Annotated in this window: 16 protein-coding genes and 1 riboswitch; of the genes, 7 read left to right on the top strand and 9 right to left on the bottom strand. The window is 47.5% G+C overall.

The genetic code is table 11. The features are described 5' to 3' along the window. Positions 1 to 104 precede the first annotated feature (104 nt). Positions 105 to 1,280: an aromatic amino acid transport family protein gene (locus tag M0415_RS09300; protein ID WP_249556577.1), complete on the bottom strand. Its 1,176-nt coding sequence runs from the start codon at positions 1,278 to 1,280 to the stop codon at positions 105 to 107. A gap of 560 nt (positions 1,281 to 1,840) precedes the next feature. Continuing rightward, a complete protein-coding gene (gene gbpA, locus M0415_RS09305) occupies positions 1,841 to 3,259 on the bottom strand; it encodes an N-acetylglucosamine-binding protein GbpA (RefSeq protein WP_283771607.1) in 1,419 nt (472 codons plus the stop codon). Between the two features lie 182 nt (positions 3,260 to 3,441). After that, positions 3,442 to 3,537: riboswitch (cyclic di-GMP riboswitch) on the bottom strand. Positions 3,538 to 3,937: 400 nt separating this feature from the next. Here gbpA and M0415_RS09310 point away from each other — a divergent pair. Then, positions 3,938 to 4,492 carry a TMEM165/GDT1 family protein gene (locus M0415_RS09310; RefSeq protein ID WP_088210953.1) on the top strand — a complete coding sequence of 185 codons (555 nt, stop codon included), beginning with the start codon at positions 3,938 to 3,940 and terminating at the stop codon, positions 4,490 to 4,492. A 70-nt stretch (positions 4,493 to 4,562) separates the two neighbouring features. Here the strand turns inward: M0415_RS09310 and katB are convergent, their stop codons facing one another. The 6 genes from katB to fkpA form a co-directional block, all read right to left on the bottom strand. Further along, on the bottom strand, positions 4,563 to 6,023 hold the full coding sequence (gene katB, locus M0415_RS09315; RefSeq protein WP_249554166.1) for a catalase KatB: 1,461 nt from the start codon (positions 6,021 to 6,023) through the stop codon (positions 4,563 to 4,565). Positions 6,024 to 6,369: 346 nt separating this feature from the next. After that, the gene (locus tag M0415_RS09320) at positions 6,370 to 6,615 is read right to left on the bottom strand and encodes a YgjV family protein (protein ID WP_011716040.1); all 246 of its coding nucleotides are present in this window, start codon (positions 6,613 to 6,615) and stop codon (positions 6,370 to 6,372) included. A 53-nt stretch (positions 6,616 to 6,668) separates the two neighbouring features. Beyond that, a complete protein-coding gene (locus M0415_RS09325; protein ID WP_011716039.1) occupies positions 6,669 to 7,106 on the bottom strand; it encodes a PaaI family thioesterase in 438 nt (145 codons plus the stop codon). A 108-nt stretch (positions 7,107 to 7,214) separates the two neighbouring features. Next, positions 7,215 to 7,670 carry a hypothetical protein gene (locus tag M0415_RS09330; RefSeq protein WP_249554164.1) on the bottom strand — a complete coding sequence of 152 codons (456 nt, stop codon included), beginning with the start codon at positions 7,668 to 7,670 and terminating at the stop codon, positions 7,215 to 7,217. A 126-nt stretch (positions 7,671 to 7,796) separates the two neighbouring features. Continuing rightward, positions 7,797 to 10,409, bottom strand: a complete 2,613-nt coding sequence (gene exeM / locus M0415_RS09335) for an extracellular exonuclease ExeM (RefSeq protein WP_249554162.1) — start codon at positions 10,407 to 10,409, stop codon at positions 7,797 to 7,799. Between the two features lie 625 nt (positions 10,410 to 11,034). Continuing rightward, entirely contained in the window at positions 11,035 to 11,805 is a 771-nt protein-coding gene (fkpA, locus tag M0415_RS09340) for an FKBP-type peptidyl-prolyl cis-trans isomerase (protein ID WP_011716036.1), read from the bottom strand. 154 nt (positions 11,806 to 11,959) lie between these two features. On the opposite strand from fkpA, the gene M0415_RS09345 reads away from it, so the two are divergent. The 6 genes from M0415_RS09345 to pepN all read left to right on the top strand — a co-directional run bounded on the left by M0415_RS09345 (position 11,960) and on the right by pepN (position 18,679). Then, the gene (locus M0415_RS09345; RefSeq protein ID WP_249554160.1) at positions 11,960 to 12,910 is read left to right on the top strand and encodes a WD40 repeat domain-containing protein; all 951 of its coding nucleotides are present in this window, start codon (positions 11,960 to 11,962) and stop codon (positions 12,908 to 12,910) included. Between the two features lie 9 nt (positions 12,911 to 12,919). Further along, positions 12,920 to 13,132, top strand: a complete 213-nt coding sequence (locus M0415_RS09350) for a SlyX family protein (protein WP_011716034.1) — start codon at positions 12,920 to 12,922, stop codon at positions 13,130 to 13,132. Positions 13,133 to 13,201: 69 nt separating this feature from the next. After that, positions 13,202 to 13,747 (top strand): peptide deformylase, encoded by a 546-nt coding sequence (gene def / locus M0415_RS09355; protein WP_249554158.1) that lies wholly within the window; start codon positions 13,202 to 13,204, stop codon positions 13,745 to 13,747. Next, on the top strand, positions 13,744 to 15,144 hold the full coding sequence (locus M0415_RS09360) for a COG3014 family protein (RefSeq protein WP_249554156.1): 1,401 nt from the start codon (positions 13,744 to 13,746) through the stop codon (positions 15,142 to 15,144). Before def ends, M0415_RS09360 begins: the two co-directional genes overlap by 4 nt. 67 nt (positions 15,145 to 15,211) lie before the next feature. Further along, positions 15,212 to 15,805, top strand: coding sequence for a penicillin-binding protein activator LpoB (gene lpoB / locus M0415_RS09365; protein ID WP_249554154.1), 594 nt, complete (start codon positions 15,212 to 15,214; stop codon positions 15,803 to 15,805). A gap of 240 nt (positions 15,806 to 16,045) precedes the next feature. After that, on the top strand, positions 16,046 to 18,679 hold the full coding sequence (gene pepN, locus M0415_RS09370) for an aminopeptidase N (RefSeq protein ID WP_249554152.1): 2,634 nt from the start codon (positions 16,046 to 16,048) through the stop codon (positions 18,677 to 18,679). A 62-nt stretch (positions 18,680 to 18,741) separates the two neighbouring features. On the opposite strand, the gene M0415_RS09375 is transcribed toward pepN, so the two are convergent. After that, positions 18,742 to 20,268: an EAL domain-containing protein gene (locus tag M0415_RS09375; protein ID WP_249554150.1), complete on the bottom strand. Its 1,527-nt coding sequence runs from the start codon at positions 20,266 to 20,268 to the stop codon at positions 18,742 to 18,744. Between the last annotated feature and the right edge of the window lie 143 nt (positions 20,269 to 20,411).

A 20,411-nucleotide genomic window follows, 5' to 3' on the forward strand; every position in this document is an offset into this window, starting at 1 on the left:
ACGCACTCTATAACAGAGTTTGAAAAATTCGCTTACAAAGCAAATACATTCATCATAGATTATCGGTTTCACTCTGCCGTATCAGCGCGTTAAACAACCTTCAGTTACAGCGCGACAAATAGTTGAGCGCCGATAATCACCGCCCCTAGCAAACCCGCAATGCCGAGGGCAAATGTCCCGCCGGACACTTGGTATCCCTGCGGCGCGGCTTGGCGTTGACGCAGTGCCATCACTATCGGCAGGAAGATAATCATCACCACTAGCGGCACGGCGGCAAACCCTAATACGGCAACAAAACCTTCGGGGACATAGAGCGCACATAACAGCGGCGGTACAAAGGTTAACAGCCAAGTTTGAGCGCGGCCGAGGAAGGTCTTCTTCGCGCGGGTCAGTTCGGCCACAAAATCATACAGGCTTAAGGTTACCCCAAGGAAAGAGGTGATTAAGGCTAAATCCGCAAACAGCGAAATACATTTGCTGATCCAAGGCGTGTGGGCAATCTCTTGTAATGCACTGATAAGCGCAGGTAAAGAGCCATTAAAGCTGCTGATTTCGGTGCCCCCCACAGTGCCTAAGGTCACCAATAACCAGAAGATATAACAAGCGAGAGGAATGGTTGAACCGATTAGCAATACTTTGCGAAGTGAAACGGCATCGCCATCTAAATAACGCACTAAGGTCGCGATACACACGTGGAAACCGAAAGAAGTAAACACTACAGGAATCGCCGCCATCCAACTACTGGTCATGGATTCGGCCACTGCACTGGTTGCCATACTCGAGATACTGACTTCGGGTAACAGGAACAGCACGACCACAATCAGCAATAAAATCATCAGCGAAAACAAGAAACGCGAGGCTTTATCGACCCAAGCCACCCCTAAGGCCGCAAATCCACCCAGCACTAAGGTAAACAGCACGACCGCAAGCTGGTTGTCTAACACTAGGTCGAACATATTTTTGGCTTTAAGCACTAACAGCGATGAGCCGCCCGTCAAATACGCTGCTGTTAAAGCAAAGAGCAAACTGAGAAAGGAGGCGCCTTGCACCATTTGGCCTTTCTTGCCGAGGAGTTTGCCCGTGATGGCGTGGACGTTATCACCGACGCCGGAGCGTAGGTTAATCTCAAGCATTAACAATGAGGTATAGGCTGACAAGCCCCAAATCACCACCATTAACAAAATGGCTGGCACCATGCCTAAAGCGGCCGTGGCTAAGGGTAAGGCTAACATTCCCGCGCCAATGGCGGTCCCCGCGACAATGGCTATCGAGCCTAACATTTTTGAATTCACACAATTATCCTGTTCAAGTATTAATTATTATTTTTTAAGGTTTTTTGAGTAGATTTGAAGGATAAAGCCTTGCGCACTCTGTGATTAAGCCAACAGCAATCTCAAACGAAAAGCGTCACTAAACTTAAAGCATCCAATCCGATCTCAAAGAGCAGATCAATTGGCCCCAATAGCTTTTGAATATTTCAACCCAGTCGCCATTGAGGCTAACTAAATCGTTTGCAGAAAAGTGACATTAATTTCAACCGTGATTGCCTTAGCAAAGCAGCGACATCGCGCGTAATAGAAGATAGCTAGGGACATTAACAGAGCCTATCCCAGCGGGCAAGCCAGTTATAGACAAAGATGACGCCGCTTTAGCTATCCGAAGGGGAAATGTGAGTAAAAGATAAAAAATCGAGGCGGATCTGTTATCAAAACAATAAACCCTGCAACACCTGTGGCATTGCAGGGTTTATCTATTGGCTTTGCGATTCGCTCACGGGGATACGGGATTGCGCTAACGCGGATTAACACGACTCACAATCCCTCATTCCCCTGTTAACGGGTTACAGCTCAATCCAGGCCATAGCCCAAGAGCCGCCGACACCCGGTTCAAACCCTGTTGCCGTTGGCGACCATTGCATGCAATAACCACTGTAAGGCCAAGGTTTACATTGATAGATCTTGCCGGTTTTAGGTTGCAGCACTTTAGTACCCGCCACATAGTTTTTAATGCCCTCGGGGAAGACAAAGTCGGCATCGGGCGCTGTGGCTTGATCTTTTAAGAACAGATCGAAGTTTTGCTGGATAACCTCGCCTTGCTTAGGCTCGCCCTTCACCTGTAAGTGATAATGGCCCGCCTTTGGCGCAACGACATCAAGCACTAAACTCGCGCTGGTATTGTTGACCGCTTGCGTGACATACCCTGCTGCCGTGCCATCGTGGCTAAACAGGTAAGCCGAGACCTGCATATCGGTATTGGTGCTAACATCGAAACTGACCTGAGCGGCACCATCGACAATGGTGTAATCATCGGCCAGTGACGTGACATCGAGCTGATTGCCCGGCGCAGGCGCAATATCAAAGCTCACTTCCACTCGCTCTAGGCCCGAATTTGGCGCGGCATAAATCTCATTTTTACCATAAACGGGCGAGATCACCCCAGAGGCATTCTTCTGCCCCGCCTTAAGTTGTGTCTGCTGGGCATTAATCGCGCTGGCTAACAGGAATGGCCAATTTTGCTTGGCACCTTGAGTGGTGTCGGCAATGGTTATCTGGGTTTGCTTGGCAGCTTGCTCACCGTTGGCGTCAAACACCCGCGTCATCACCTTATCACCCGCCTTAAGATCGAGTGACGGATTGATATCACCAATGTCGGTCCACTCGCCCGGCACCACGGTGCCAGAGCTAAAGTTCACATCGATGGCATTGTAGAAACTGTTGGTGGTGTCCCCCACTTCCCACACGGCCAAAATCACGTGATAACCGCTTCTATCTTCAGGCACATAACAGTTATGCGTCACTAACTTAGGCGGCTGCACCATGCCACCATCGATCACACAGAAGGGCGCTAAGTCAAAACTTGCACGGCTCAACGCTTGGTTTTGATCCCAACCTTGGCGAGTTAAATAGTAACGCCAATTGCGGGTCACATGGTTAGCGGTGAACTGCCAAGAAAAGTCATTCCAACCCGACTTGATATCACGTTTGGACCAACGACTTGGACTCTGTTCATCCAAGGGAGAAAATGCCCCGTTGGCTGCGCTGGCAATTTTACCGTCGGCAGGGCCTGACTCCGGAAAACCTGATGGGCCTTCGACACTTTGCGGTTCCCACTGAACGGCGCCGCAGTTTAAATTGCTGCCGGTTTTACAGGCGTACGAGCGTGACTCAGGTGATACTACATAACCGTGGGCCGACGCCGTTTGGCTGACGATCGCACTCGTGGCGCTTAAAGCTAAGGCAATTAGGCTTAAGCGAGCCAGTTGCGGACGTTTGAGTTTAGCGTTTGTGATTGGTGAAAAAGCAGTTTGATGTTCCACTTTAATGTACTCCGTAGGGTGCCTTTCTCGACGAGATTGGCATAGGTATAAAAGTGGTATTTAGGCAAAACAGCATTAAGCAAAGCCGTTTATTTTTCAAAGAATTGAAAGCATTAAATCAATTCAGAGGCAACCCCGCTATCTTAGTTACAACATCCCTTTACAACCTTAGACCGGAGGCTTTGCGTCCTAATTTTTCAATTAGTTTGCCAAATACGGTGGTTCTCCATTCAAGTTAACAATATGTAACTTAAATTGAGACAGGGCTAACCTAGCAATAAAAGACAACGTTGTCAAAAATTAAAATGTTACAATTCAATGCATTACAAAACGTCGAGCGGTATTTTATTGGCGTTTGTCATATTATTTGCGCTTAAGCTTAATGACTTTACCCTTGAAACAGACTCTTACTTGGGTATAATGCCCTCCTAGCTTCGGGGGAGTAGCTAACTGGATTTCGAGCCGTCGATATTCAGGGTGAACATCAACATACTTGGCCGCATGCCATGGTGTTCACAGCAAATCATCGATTTGTCCTGCAAGACCTGAGCACAGTAACCGCACCTAGGGGTGGACGGTCTATTGTGCTTATGTCAAAAACCACCCCTAAAAGGATCACACTTGGAAGCGTTACTCGCCTCAACCTTTACGGTTGCCATCGCCGAGATTGGCGATAAAACCCAACTGCTTGCCCTATTGCTCGCTGCAAGATTTAAAAATAAAACCGCGATTATCTTGGGTATTTTACTCTCAACCCTATTTAACCATTTTGCCGCCGCTTGGCTTGGTCAATGGGCGATTAACTGGGTAAGCCCAGATGTAGCACGCTACTTGGTTGCCGCTTCCTTCTTTGCGATTGCGCTATGGGTGTTAATCCCCGATAAAGTGGACGCCGAAGAAAGCCGTTTCTATAAGATGGGGCCTTTTATCGCGACCTTTATTCTGTTCTTTATTGCCGAGATGGGCGACAAAACCCAAATCGCGACTGTCGTGTTAGCCGCTAAATACGATGCCTTAGCCATGGTGGTTGCAGGTACCACTTTGGGTATGTTGCTGGCAAACGTCCCAGTGGTTATTGCAGGGCATTTTAGTGCCGAAAAACTACCAATGAAGTGGATCCACCGAGGCTGCGCGATTTTATTCGCCCTATTAGGTGTCGCAACGCTAGTGCTTTAACCAATTGATTAAATTTAGATAAACAAAAAGGCCAGTGATAACATTGGCCTTTTTTATGGGTTAATTAAGCTTATAACCCGAGTGCAGTTTGGATCCGTTGACCGTAATCCGCATCGGCCTTGTGGAAATGTGCCAGCATACGTTGCTGTACCTCTAAACTCGCCTGACGCAGTGAGCCAGAAATCGTTTCCACTAAGCGCACTTTCTCAGCTTCGCTAAAGATGCGATACAAATTACCCGCTTGCGTGTAATCATCCTGATTGTAACGGCTGTAACGTGCCGCTTCGCCATCTAAACGCAGTGGTGGCTCGGCAAAGTTTGCCGGTTCCACTAAAGCTCCCGCAGTGCTGTTTGGACCATAGTTAGCTGCGGCATCGCCACCGGTTTGGCTACCGTGGTACGGGCATTGCGTTCCCGCCATGGCACCCGCACGTTGATGATGATTCGCTTTAGTCGCATGTGGGCAGTTTACTGGTAACTGGTTGTAGTTCGCCCCAATACGGTAACGCTGCGCATCGGCATAGGCGAATAAACGCGCCTGTAACATCTTGTCGGGCGATGCGCCCACACCAGGCACTAAGTTGCTCGGTGCTAATGCCACTTGCTCGACTTCGGCAAAGTAGTTTTGCGGTAAACGATTCAGCTCTAACACACCAATCTCAATTAACGGGTAATCGCCATGTGGCCACACCTTAGTTAAATCGAATGGGTTGATATGGTAAGTGTTGGCGTCGCTCTCAGGCATAATCTGTACGTTCACCGTCCAGCGTGGGAAGTTGCCATCGGTCACTGCCACCACCATATCGCGCTGGGATGAGTCAGGGTCGATACCCTTTAACTTATCGGCTTGCTCGTTGGTTAAGTTCACCACGCCTTGCTGCGATTTGAAGTGGAACTTCACCCAGAAACGCTCACCTTTAGCATTCCAGAACGAGAAAGTATGCGAACCATAACCATGCATTTGGCGATAGTTTGCCGGAATACCACGGTCAGACATCAGAATCGTTACTTGGTGCATGGCTTCAGGGTTTAATGACCAGAAGTCCCACATGGCTTGCGGATCTTTCAAATTCGTCAATGGGTTACGCTTTTGGGTATGGATAAAGTCTGGAAACTTAATCCCATCACGCAGGAAGAAGGTCGGCGTGTTGTTACCCACGATATCGTGATTACCACGAGCGGTATAAAAGCGCAGACCAAAACCACGGGGATCGCGCTCGGCATCAGCAGAACCCATTTCACCGCCCACGGTAGAGAAGCGTACGAAGGTTTCAGTTTGCTTACCAACACCGTTAAAGTGATCGGCAATGGTGTATTCGCTTAAGTCTTTGGTCAGGGTGAAAGTACCGTATACGCCAGTGCCTTTGGCATGCACAACACGCTCAGGAATACGCTCACGGTTAAAGTGGGCAAGCTTTTCAATTAAATGCCAATCTTGCAGTAGTAAAGGACCACGCTCGCCCGCTGACAATGAGTTTTGATCGTCAGCAATTGGAGAACCGCTTTGGCTTGTTAAATACTGTTGACTCATACCTTGCTCCTCATTCTTGATTGGTGTTAACCCAAGATTCAATTAAATCGTAAATTGTGGCCATGGCTTATCTCCTTGGCAGGGCGACGTTTTGTCGATGGAGTTAGAATAGACAAAGATACAGATTCAATAAAACGATTAATATAGATTCAAACAATCTACATTTCAGATTAACGAAGAATGCTTAGATCATTCAGGGAGTAAAGTTCACTCCCCGTATGCGATGAAATAGCCAGCGACAGAATAAAGAGTATGCCAGCCGTAACGCAAACCGACTTGGCAAAAATGAGAACTCGAGCTTAAGACAAACTTAAAAAATACTTCAATTGATTCAAAGTGCTACATATTACTCATTGACAGAGGCCGCCTGTTCACGATAGATGACGACTAAGTAATAGGCATCGATTATCACGATAAAAAAGTTAACCGCCGCCACTGGATAAGCTTGTATCGCCACCCCATAGGCAACGAATAATGCCGACCCCAGCAAGTTCCACCAGCGTAACTTTTTGATGTTAGACATCATCAAAGAGATGGCCACCACCACAGACGCTAAATAACCAACCCATTCCCACATCATTGCACTATCCATACCACGTCCTTATTTATCGATTGATACAACTACAACAGGTTGGTTGAGCCTTGTTAGCGTTTTACTACCGCCGCCGTCATCCGTGAAATACAGGTCAACTCCCCTGCACTATTATGGATTAAGATTTCCCACACCGAACTGCGTTTTCCCAAATGAACCGGTTTAGCCGTCGCGGTCAGTACGCCATTACGCGAAGCGCGTAAATGGTTGGCGTTAATCTCTTGTCCAACACAATAATATTGCTCGAAATCCACCGCAAAGTTTGCGGCATAGCTGGCAACCGTTTCGGCCAGCGCCACGTTAGCACCGCCATGAACAATGCCTAAGGGATTATGTACGGCTGGCGTGGCAGGCATAGTTGCCTTCATGTAGTCATCACCAATCTCACTGATCTCAATCCCTAGGGTCTGCATCAAGGTGCCTTTGCCCCCCATGCCAGCATCTAAACGCGCACAATCCTCTAAGGTGACAGGTCTAAACCAAATACTCATTTCAACATCCTAGTAAAGAAAACCAGCTAGCAGTTTACTAAGAAGTGACTGAAGTTCAACACATAAGCATTGGCTTAATCTGTGTAAAACGGCAAGGGGATGCTGCGCCTAAGTTAACCAATGCTTTGTGACAGCAAAACGACTAAACCAGACTAAGAACACTCCCCACAGGATCACCACACTCGGCATAATGAGGGCATCGCTGCCTAATACCGCAGCCGCCTGTTGAATACCAAATACATAGCCCATTTGCAGCAATACTGCGACTAAGGATGCAACTAACACTTTATAGGAAAAGGCTTTTTTAATAAGTAACAACAGACAACCTATAACACCAGAAACCACCGCAAAACCAAACACACAGTCAAGCCAGGCGGGTGTAGATTCATAGAGCTTTATTTGATCTGGGCTCATCTGCGCCATGGCTTCAGGCGTCATGGTCATTTGGATAACAAATGCCAATAAGCCCATGATGTTCCATAGCAAACTGACAAATGAGACAAAATAAAACCACAGTGGCGCTTTCGCTACGCCGATTGCATGGTAGGAGCCAGTCGCTGCCATTTCTGCTCTCCGAGTGTTCAAGGTACAAACTTTCACAACAACAGTGCCATAAAAAAGGGATGGTAAAACCATCCCTTAGCTCTGAGTTTAGCTCACAAACTCAGTTGTGAGCGTGCAATCACTCGATTAACGGCGACGGCGTTGTAGACCAAATAGAGATAGCAAGGCTAGACCTAAGTATCCTAACGCACCACCATCATCCTTTGGTTTTGGCTCAGGTTTTGGTGGCTCAACCGGCGCTGGGTAGCTAAGCGCCACAATCACTGGGTCATGATCAGAAGCTGAGAAAGCATTTTCAGATTTAGCCAGTTCGCCAGAGAATTTTTTGCCGTATTCGAACAGGTTAGATTCCACCGAGTTGATATGCCAATCTTCGATATCCACTAAACGCTTTGCAAGACTGGTGTTTGCTAAGGCATGGTCGAGGTTACCTAACTCACCGTTGTAGCTGTATGAGTAAGTACCAGCACCATGGGCCTGAGTATTGAGGTTAACCAGACCATAGCCCTTCTCAATCTTGCTACCTTGGCGCTCAAACACTTTGCCATCTAAAGTGGTCCATGAGGCGGTCATGATATCGCGCTCAGACTTGCTCGCATCGTAATCGGTCAATACGCGGATAGGATCTTCCATGCCGTAGGCATTCATATCACCAATCACCAGCAGATCGCCCTTAACGTCTTTTAAGGCTTCGCCGAGCACTTTCGCTGCCGATACGCGGAAGGCATTACACTTGCCCTGTTGATCAGCCGGATCGACTGACTCTTCGAAGTTGATCCAATCTTCTAAACAGCCTGAACCTTTTGATTTCAGATGGTTAACAACAACTGTTAAGTTCTGATCATGGATCTTAAAGGTTTGCGCTAAGCTGTGACGCTGGTAAGCATCGTTACCTGGATTAGTCTCAGTCTTGCCGTCTTTAATACGAGTCACACTGCCAGCGCTCGCGTGCTGCTCAGGGGTATCAATCGCACGAGCCGCACCCGCTAGGCTCACTTTACCCGCGCGGTAAAGCATACCCACAGTGATGGCATCGCTACCAAAATACTTACCGTCGTATTTATCTTCATCGGTGATTTCAACGAAACTATAAGCGTTTTCAGCAGTTTGCTTCTCGTTTAAGGCATCGACTAAGTTCTTAATCGCGCTCTTTTCACCAAAACCGTTGTTAGCGATTTCCATTAAACCGACGATATCGGCGTTCATGGCGGTAATCGCGCTGACGATTTTCGCACGTTGCAGCAGCATTTCTTCTTCGGTTAATGCGCCGCGGTTACTGCCCGATGGGTTAGTATCTCCGCCAACAACATCGTTAAAGAAGTTCAGCACGTTAAAGCTAGCAACACGGATATCGCCCTTAGTGGCCACACTTGGCGCGTCGGTTCTATCGTCACCGCGGATAAAGTCGCCAGCGGTAATAGTATTGGTTGCCACTAAACGGTAGGCGCCATAGCTGTAACCTATCACCCCTTCGAGGTTGGTCAGTTGGTCGCCCACACGGATATAACCGGTTTCGACGTTAAAGTCAGGGAAGTAAGGGATAACACCGTCGGCTGGCTTGTAGTCAGATTCGATAAACAGCTGATTTTCAAGGTTAGATTTAACTAACGCCGTTGCTTCTGCTGACAGTGCTGGATAGAGCTGAGTCGGCTTCATCAACGGTGCCTTGTAAGACACCAGCATGTTATTACGACGGCCCGCATAATCGTAACTGAAGGTACGGCTGATCTTCAGATCGCTACCCGCATCCAGTTTCACATTCATGCCTTCATAGCGCTCTAATGCTTGCGCTAAAGTTTCGCCGTCAGCCACGTAGAATGGTGTTGCAGCAGGGACTTCACCCTTAGCACCGACTTCAAATTTCTTATCGGCTTTAATATCGATTTGGGTTAGGCCGAAGTATTCCTTCACCTTCCCCTGAACGCAGACTTCAACGCCTGGTTGAATCGCTTCAGGTGGATTCTCACCTAAAAACACGAACACACCGTCGGAGGTGTATGGCGAGTTATCGCCTTTCACTTCTTGGAGGTAGAAACCTTTAAATAAGCTCTCGCCACGGGCGGTCACTACGCCGCGAACCGTCACTTCGGTTTCAGACTCGAATGCACCTTCAGGTACATAAGGGCTAGATTCACCCGCACCTTGGACTTGATAAATAGGGACGATTTTCGCGCCGCTGCAGCTAAAGACAGGCGTTTCAGGCTCAGTCGCAGCTTCTAGCGAACCTAAACCTGTGAAGGTGTCCTTAGGTAATTGTTCCCACTGGGCAGGATTAAAGACAGTGTTGGCAACTAATGAATCGAGTTTACGCTGCAGGGTGACATCGAGGCCCCATCCTGTCGGCGTGGGCACATCACCGATAATATCGACTACGGCACCATCTTTAACTAAGGCAACCGCATCACCACCGTTAAAACTTAACGTGCCCGAAAAACTATCGACACCTTGAGGCAGGGTAATGACTGCGCTTGAGTTTAAAATCACTTTTGTGGATTTTGGCGCAATACTTTGTCCATCTAATGCTTGCATATCTAAAGCATCAGTGGCGCCATCTTTATAACGAACGAGTTTATAACCCGCCAGATCAATTGCCGTATCACCGCTGTTATACAATTCGATAGCTTTGTTGTTCGAGCTACCTTCAACATATTCAGTGATCATCACATCAGCGCTTGCCATCATTGGCAAAGCTGCGGCCACAGCTAAAGAAATAGCCGTTAACTTATTAACATTATCCATATTATCAACCCCATTATTATAATATCGCCGCTAATTTTTATTAACGTGCGGGCGGATTATTCCAGAGTTGAAAAGCTAAAAAAAGAGGGGAAGATCCCACTATGCACGCATAAGATATTGATGGAAATGAAATTTTACAACTCAAACTGTCCTATATACAGAACAGTGCTATAACACAAAAGTATTAAGCAGTAAGAAAACAATAAGTAAGATAAAGACATCACAGTGATATATCAGAGTGAAAGCGAGCAAATAACAATCAAAAAATAAATGTGATATTTTGATGATATTTTTAAGAATGCCATACCGAATAAAATAGGCGTTTTCGATAATTTAAATTATGGCAATTTATTTAAAACTTAATTATTTGATCATTATTTTGAAATATTATTCGTCGTCAAAAGAATACGCCTTTTTCCGTCTTTTAAACGCTAGTTCGATTTAAAAAGCCTAGGTGTGGTCGTTTGCGAGATGCTGTAAAACGGTTAAACAAGTTGCCCCATGGTTTTATTTGTATCGCTTACAGCACTGCTTAGTCATTTCGAATGCAAAAAAATACCGCCCTAGGTAGGCGGTATTCTATGAGTGCAAAACTTAACCCGAGTTAAGTTGTTATCACTGCAAATTACTTTTTAGCAGGCTCAGCAGCAGGAGCCGCTTGTGCTTTCTCAATTGATTTCAGTTCAACTTCAAAAATCAGGGTTGAGTTTGGTGGAATAGTACCAGTATCACGGTCGCCGTAAGCTAAGTTTGCAGGGATCACAAACTTGTACTTAGCACCCACAGGCATTAATTGTACGCCTTCGGTCCAGCCTGGAATAACGCGGTTTAATGGGAACTTAGCCGTTTGACCACGCTTGTATGAGCTATCAAACTCAGTGCCGTCAAGCAAAGTACCTACGTAATCCACCTCTACAGTGTCTTCAGCCGCTGGCTTGTCACCAGAACCTGGTGTTAACACTTCGTATTGCAGACCCGATTCAGTGGTCACTACGCCAGGCTTAGCTTTGTTTTCCTCGAGGAACTTTTTACCGTCCTCGATGTTTTTCGCTGCAATGGCTTTAGCTTGTTCTGTGCGTTTGTCGTTTAACTTTTTGTCTAAACCTTGAAGAATGGTTTGCATTTCTTCTTCGGTTAATTTCAGTTGATCATTCAGACCGTTAGTAAAACCAGTCACGATCAGCGCACGGTCAACTGGCAGGCCTAATTCTTCTTGCTCTTTGATATGGCCAGACATATAACGACCGATTGAAGCGCCAACACTGTAGGCTTCTTTTTGTGCTTCAGTCGTTAATTCAACATTTGTGCTTGCATTTGTTGCTTTTTCTTCTTGATTACAAGCAGATAGGCCAATAACAGCCAATGCAACTAACGATAATTTATAAATCGATTTCATTAAAGCTTCCTCAGCATCCTCAAGCGGTTACAATAACCTAAGCGCGACAACTGTATACTAGTTATCTGGGTTATACCAACTAGATTCTGTTATGTGTTAACTGTGATTAATCTCACTCTACCGGACTAGAGACACCAACTTTAGGAGCAAGTTCATGAAGAAAACCCTACTGCTGGTATTTTGCACACTTTTTTTAGCGGCCTGTCAGCCCAAAGCCGATGATATTCGAGTGCTTTCACAGGAACCTTCGTACAGCGCGAGCCTCTCTAGCGACGGCAATATCGCCATTGTCGCCACCCAAAGCCAAGGGGTGCAATGTTGGGACTTAATCACCCATAGCCTCAAGTACCAATGGGTGCATGGCGACCTCAACACTGGCGTCACGGCCACCGCCATTTCCCCTAACGGCGAGTTCGCCGCCTCGTTAAGCCGCGATTCAGTTGCCCTATGGACAATAGCCGACGGCAAATCCCGAGGATGGTGGTCGCTGCCCGCCTCGGGAGAGAGTGTCGCTGTGGCTAACAATGGCGCCTTACTGATTGGTTTGAACGATGGCAGCGTGATGTCACTCAATGCCGCTAAAACCGCATTGATAAAATTCTTAGGGCATAAGGAAAGAGTGAATACGGTTGCGCTTTCCGCCGATGGACGCATTGCCCTGTCAGGCTCCAACGATATGCAGGCAATCCTGTGGCAGGCGCAAACTGGGCAGCCTATCCACACTTGGGATATAGGTAGCCGAGTAACTAAGGTGGCACTCAACGACAGCGGCACATTAAGCTTTACCAATGGCAGTACCAATGAGGCGAACATTTGGGACAACACTAATGGTAAGCTATTAAATCAATTAGAGATTAAACGTCGACAAATGACCTTCTCGGCGGTACGTTTCGCCAAGCAAGACACTCAGTTGCTCACAGGCACACCCGCGCGCGAAGTCATACTCTGGCAACGCCAAACGGGTAAACCTATTGCTAAGTGGCAAATTGCGCTGACTAAAAACAGCCAAAACCGAGGAGCCGTTGTATACTCTGTGGCAATTCGAGATACCAATAAAGTGGTTAGTATCAGTAGCCAAGGCCTAGTTGAGACTTGGCAGGAGTAGAGGTTAGTCATGCAAGGCGTACAAGAACAGATTGAAGAGCTGCAAATGAAATTGGCTTTTCAAGAGCTCACGGTCGAAGAGTTAAACCAAGAGGTCATTAAGCTGAACCAGCTCATCGCCAATCAGCAACATCAAATTCAGTTATTGATTGGCAAATTAAAGGCGATGGAACCCAGCAATATTGCGACCCAAGCCGAAGAAACGCCACCGCCCCATTATTAATGTGATAACGGATAATGGGTAACAAAATCCGCTAACAACACTATGGCCACTAAATATCCAGGGAATGCGATGTTTAAAGATGAGATGTTACAAGCGCCCAGTCAGCCACTGCCAATCGCTTTGGTGGGTGAAGCCATTTTAAAAGAGCACGCCATTGAAGTACGCGACTTCGATACGGCTTTGAGTCAATTAGCTGAGCAGATGGCGCTGAGCATGGTGGCCGCCAAGGGCGTTGGTATTGCCGCTCCACAAGTGCACAGTCCTCTAGCACTGTTTATCATGGCATCTCGGCCGAACGAGCGTTATCCCGATGCGCCGCTAATGGACCCAGTCGTGGTGGTCAATCCACAGATCTTGTCTGCCTCTGCGGAATTAGTTAGCGGTGAAGAAGGCTGCTTATCGGTTCCCGGCCAAAGGTTTAGCATTTGGCGCCACCAGACGATTGTCGTGCGCTATCAAGATCTTTCAGGGCACAGGCAACAGACTGAGTTAACAGGTTTTATTGCTCGTATTTTCCAACATGAGTTTGATCATCTACAAGGGATCACTTTGCTAGAGCGTTCACAAATGCCGGAGCAAACAGTAATGGCGCAAGCAGGTAATCATCAGGCATGAACAGCACCTTCATTCATTCTTTTATCAGACCCACAATCAGTACAGTAGTGTTCGCGGCCATTTTAAGCTCGAGCGGCTGTGCCTATAACAGTATTTTTATCAATTATCCGGCGCAAATTGCACCGATAAAACAAGAGCTCAATACCGCAACGCCCATGGCGGATATCGAGAAATTAGCCAGCAATATCCAAGGTAACGATGGCCTACTCTACGCCCAAGAAGCGGGACGAGTGGCGCAGGTCGCCGGAGATTTTGCCAGCAGCCGTAAGTACTATCAGCAAGCGGTAGATGCCTATACAGCCTTCGATGACAAAGCCAAGATCAGCGCCAGCGACATAGGGGCAACTGCTAGCAGCTTAGTGTTAAACGATAATGCCATCCCCTATCGCGGCCCAGGCTACGAGCGCATTATGCTGCACCAATATCAAGCATTGAATTACCTGTTCAGCGGTGACTATCAAGGTGCCTTGGTGGAAGTTCGCCGCAGTAATGAGCTACAAGGCTCTGAGCAGGAACGTTATCAAAAGTCGCAAAAATCCGTGCAGGCTATGGCCAATGGCACCATAGATGCTGAAGTGAATAAGCTCGGTCAAGCCGCTGGCACAGTAACTAGCTCCTTCCTCAACGCCTACAGCTACTACACTACGGGTCTGTTGCATGAGGTGTTAGGCGAGCCAAACGATGCCTTTATCGACTACCGTAAAGCGGCGCAAATCACTCCAGATAACACTTATCTGCAACAGGATTTAGTACGTCTTGCCAAACAGCTCGGCATGCCGCAATACGATGAGTTTAAAAAGCGCTGGGGCGATGCCCTGCTTCCCAAGGCGGGTGAAGGCCAAGTCATTCTCATGGTCGAAAAGGGATTTGTCCCCGAAAAACAAGCGCTCACAGTGCCCTTCACTATCCATGGCAACTGGCAAACTGTCTCTTTGGCAACCTATGGGCCAAACAATAACTTTGTTGCCGAGACCCAAGTGCAAGGCTTAGGCACAGTGCTTAAAACCGAGCCCATCGCCAATATCGATGCCTTAGCGATTAATGCGCTCAAGGAAGATTTGCCCGGCACCTTGGTTCGCCAAGTCGCGCGGGTATATGCCAAATCGGAAATGGCCTATCAGGTCGAAAAAAGCGGCAAACCCGGTAACAATGCCGCCGATATCGGCAGTATCGCGATGCAGATTTTTAACGTGGTCACCGAACAGGCGGACCGCCGCAGTTGGTTGACCCTGCCAAAACAAGCGCAAATTGGCAGACGTTATCTCAATCCGGGGGAATACACGCTGCAGTTAGACAAGGCACCACCGGCCAAAATTGACGTTGCCGCAGGCAAGACCACCTTGGTCTGGGCAATTGATACTGGTAATTACACCCGAATTTATTCAATAATCATTTAACCTAGCGGTGAATGTTTGAATAAAACGAGTGTCATTAAGTTTTTACAATCACAAAATGGAACTGACTATGAAACAATTTAAACTGATTTTTGTGCTGGCTGCCGTAATGGGCCTGGCTGCATGTCAATCGAAGGTAGAGTATGGCGATGCCACAGAAGTGGAAACCGTTAACGCAAACTTTGGCTCAACGGATCTGCAAGCCATCGCCGCTAAGATGGTCGATAGCATGATGACTTTCCCACCTATCGTAGCAATGACGGCGAACAACCGCCCAATTTTGTTTGTCGATAGCATCAAAAACAAAACCTCTGAGCATATCGATACTGAATCAGTAACCGACTCTATCAGCAACAAGTTGCTGCGCTCAGGCAAGTTCCGTTTTGTCGATATGACAAAAGTCGATTCAGTTCGTAAGCAACTCGATTACCAAAACAATACCGGTATGGTTGACCCATCAACCGCCATCAAGTTTGGCCGTCAAATCGGAGCCCAGTACATGCTGTATGGCAACCTGTCTAGCATCGTTAAGCAAGATGGCAGCACTAAAGACGTTTACTACAAGATGACTATGCGTCTGATGGACTTAGAAACAGGCCTTATCGAATGGTCTGACGAAAAAGAAATCCGTAAGACAAAGTCTAAGTCTTTCTTAGGTATGTAATCTCGTTCAGCCCCATGGGCTAAAGCCGAAATACTCAAAAAAAGCCAGCATTTTCGCTGGCTTTTTTTTACATTTTTAACATTGGTTATCCATGCTAAATAAGGTAGTGTACTCGGCCAAAATACCTAGCATGGGTGCCGCTTTTGAACGGGATAAGTTTGCCACTTCACAGTGCCTAAACTTACCAACCTGCGCCGCGTCCAAGCCACAAATAAAGTAAATCGTTGAAGGATTGAAGTCGTGAATTTGTTTAAAGCCAGCCTAGTCGCCCTCACCTGCTCGGCCCTGATGTCGTGCGCCGTCCAAAGTCCGTTAAATACGGGCCCAAGGGATGCCAGCCCCTATATCAGCCAATATCAGGCGAGCTTACGTTCACAGGTGATTTCGAATGTGCATTATGAGCTGGATTTTCAACTGACTGGCGACACTGAGTTTAGCGCCACCACTAAGGTCCATTTCAATCTTAGCGAAGTGCCTAAGCAATTGAGTCTCGATTTAAACAAGGCACAAATTAAGCGCTTTTTGATTAACGGCACCTCGGTTTACCCTAATTACAATGGCGCCTATATCAGTCTGAACACCCGTTTACTGTCGTCGGGCGACAACACGGTCGAAGTGCAATTTACTCGCGCCCACAGCACTAATGGGGAAGGCTTGCACCGTTTCCAAGACCCCGTCGATGGTAAGGTCTACCTGTATTCACACTTCGAACCTGCTGCGGCGCAGCAAATGTTTGCAGTGTTCGACCAACCCGATTTAAAAGCCAACTATAAAATCAGCGTGACCGCGCCGAAGGACTGGCAAGTGATCAGCACCATGCGCGAGTCTTCAGTTACACCTGCGGGAGCAATAAATCGTTGGGAGTTTCCTGAAACACCTAAGTTAAGCCCGTATAACTTCTCGATGCACGCAGGACCATACCATATGTGGCAGGATAATTCTGGCCGCTACCCAATGCGCCTGTTCGCGCGCCAATCGGTGGCTAACCAAGTCACGCCAGAGGATTGGTTTACCTATACTAAACAAGGCTTAAACTTCTTTGATGCCTATTTTGGTATCCCTTACCCCTTTAAAAAGTACGATCAACTCTTAGTACCAGATTTCCTCTACGGTGCGATGGAAAATGCTGGCGCAGTGACCTTTGCCGAAGATCATTTCCTCCACAAAGCGGCAATGACCGCCGAGCAAAAACAAAGCTTAGCCGGCGTTATCATGCATGAGATGGCGCACCAATGGTTTGGCGATCTAGTCACCATGAAATGGTGGAATGGCCTGTGGTTAAACGAGAGTTTTGCTTCTTTTATGGGCACACTCGCCACCCAAGAAGCCACCGAATTTACCAACGCTTGGCGCAGTTTTTACGCCCAAGGCAAACAGCGCGCCTATGAGCAAGACAGCCTAGTGACCACCCATCCTATCGAAGTGCCCGTGGCGACCACCCAAAATGCCTTCGATAACATCGATGCCATCACCTATCAAAAGGGCGCCTCGACCCTCAAGCAGTTACGCCACTTACTCGGCGATCTGGTGTTCCAGCGCGGCGTGAGTAACTACTTAAAGCAATACAGCTATCAAAATGCCGAGCTGGACGACTTTATCAATAGCCTAGCCAAAGCTGCTGGCCGCGACTTAAGCGCCTGGACGAAGGACTGGCTCTACAGTGCGGGGGTCAACACCATTAAGGCCGAGTACCGCTGTGACGGCAACCGCATCAGCGAATTTAGCCTGTTGCAGTATCCTGCCAGCAGCGAACTGCCGACGCTCAGGGAGCAGAAAGTCCAAATCGCTCTGTTCACTAAGGGGCGCTTCGATTTAAGACATGAGACCACGGTACCAGTCACCTACAAGGGCGAACGCACTGAGGTGAAGCAATTGGTCGGAGAACGTTGTCCTGATTTGGTTTACCCCAACTACGATGACTGGGGCTTTGTGAAAGTACAACTCGATGACAAATCCTTCGACACCGCTAAGCAACAGTTAAGCCGTGTTACAGATCCTCTGCTGCGTTCTATGCTATGGCAAAGTCTGTGGGACAGTGTGCGTGAAGGCAACCTGAGCCTAGATCAATACTTAAGCACGGTATTCGTCAACGCCCCTGCAGAGAATGACTACACTGTGGTCGGCCAGATTATTTCGAGCTTGCTACGCAGTAAAGAATACCTCGCACAAATCGCGCCGATTCAGCAAAACTATGCTGAAAATGCGGTCAAAGGCTTAGCGCAAATGAGCCTTCGTAAGACCATGGAGAGCCGTGGCGACAATGACTTCCAGCGCCGCTGGTTCAATGCCTATATCCAGTTGGCTGGCGATCGCGACAGTCTGCGTCACTTAGCGCAATTGCTAGATGGCACGACCAAAATCAAGGGCTTAACTTTAGACCAAGATCTGCGCTGGGCCATCATCACTCAGCTGAATCGCTACGACTTCCCGAATGCGCAGCAACGTATTAGCCAGGAAGCCGCCCGCGATAACTCAGATTCGGGTGAAAAAGCCGCATTGGCCGCCCAAGTTATCCGCCCAGAAGCGGCCGCAAAACGTCGCTGGTTGAGTAAAGTCCATGCCGACGCCCTGCCGTTTGCCAAACAGCGCATCATTATGGAAAACCTCTATCCTGCGGAGCAAAAACTCTTAAGTGCCGCGACCGCCGAAGAGCGCCTCGCCAACTTAGGGGATATGGATAAAAAAGGCCCAGTATTTATGCGTAGCTACAGCCGTAACTTGATCCCAACCGACTGTAACTACACCAGTATTGCCGCCTTGGATAAAGTACTAGATAGCCAAACTGGATTATCGAATCTTGCCCGCCGTACCCTGTTAGAAACTCGCCAAGCCGAGCAGCGCTGTGTACTGATTAAGAATAAAATGACCCATTGATAAATCGGTTCATCATCCACAAAAAAAGAGGCTCATAGGGGCCTCTTTTTTGTGCGTCCATCTTACTTTTTATTGGATAAATTCTGGTAAAACGTCAGCAAATCCTCAAAGGCCAAAGGCTTCGCATAAAAATACCCTTGATGTTGATATACCCCTTTGGCGGCCAAATACTCTACCTGCGCTAGGGTTTCGACACCTTCGGCCACCATATCCATCTGTGACTCTCGGCCAAAGGCAATAATGGCATCGAGTACCGCGCCCTTTAAGTCCTGCGTGCCTATGGTATCGGTAAACATCTTATCGATTTTGATGCTGTTAATTCCTAGCCGCTGTAAATAACTAAAACCACCAAAGCCAGTACCAAAGTCGTCCAGTTTAAAGTCGTGGCACAGGGGGGTGACCGCCTTCATTTCGGCCAAGGCTAATTCGAATTGTGTGATGGGTTTACGCTCGGTCAACTCGAAGGAAATTCGCTTAGCCCTAGGATCGGGGTGAGACGAAAACCATTGGCTGAGTAAACCCAATTCTAAATGTTGGGCGACAATATTAACGCTGACCCAGCCCTTAAGCTGAGGCAAGTCCTGATATACCTGCTCCAAAATCAGATCGGTGATCGGCAGGATTAATCCCGAATCTTCGGCATAGGGAATAAACTGATTCGGCTGAACGAGTACACCATCGAACCTTCGCCAACGGACTAACATTTCCTGACCGACCACCTCGCCGCTGCGACAATCGATAATAGGTTGATAGTAAGGAATAAACTCTTTACGGCTAATGCCCTTTTGGATCAGCATCCCCATAGACACCCGAGCCGATTGCCAATTCCAATAAAAAATTACCGCTAAAAAGGCCACAATAAGCGCAGAGATAAACAATACAATCCCAACCCGAGAAGCCTCACGCCAATAAAGCTCATCCCCCGCTCTTAAGGTCAAAGTCACATCTAATACGCTGATATAACGAGAATCTTCGATAAAGGTTTGGGTTTGCAGTAAATCTTCAACGCCTCGCTCGAGGGAAGAAAGACCTTGGTAACCAATCATTAATTGGTAACAGCCATGGCACAGAGTAGATAGGGTTTCGTTATAGACAGAGCTATTAGTGAGCACCACTAACCTCTGCTCACCAAGATGAAAAATATAAGCGATGCTGCGGGCTCTATCGTTGGCGGCGACTGTGGTGGCAATATCCACCAATTGCGAATCGATAAATAGGCTGCGAAATCGGTCAAACTGATAATGCACTGGCGGGCCAATATTGGAGCATTGCCTACCATCGGCGAGTTCGAGTTGAATAAAGCGTACGATTGCGGGGCTCAGTGAGGGACTATTCAGTAGGGCAATATCCTCTGGATCACAACTAAAAGATAACTCGGCAAAAGCCTGTTCAACATTGCGCTGCTCAAAACCATCTAAACCACTCGCAAAATCGGTGGCAATATTATCGAGATCTTGGGTAAATCTTTTCTCCATGCTGTAAGAGGTTAACCAAGGTTGCAGTGCGCTCGCCAGCAGGATAGGCAAAATAAATAACAGGCTTGTATGTAGCCAAGGATTTAAGCACCAGCGCGGAAAATTCCATTTCATATAGGTCACTCATTGTATTAATCGGTGCTGTTTGCACTAACTGATCGTTCCCTCAGCGTATGCTCCATAACGACTAAAAGCTGTGCAATAAATCAAATTCGTCATGTTAGCGGTATAAACTCCTATAAAAGCAATTAGCTAAC

Source organism: Shewanella sp. 10B (assembly GCF_023475885.1).
In the GTDB taxonomy this organism is placed as follows: Bacteria; Pseudomonadota; Gammaproteobacteria; order Enterobacterales; family Shewanellaceae; genus Shewanella; species Shewanella mangrovisoli.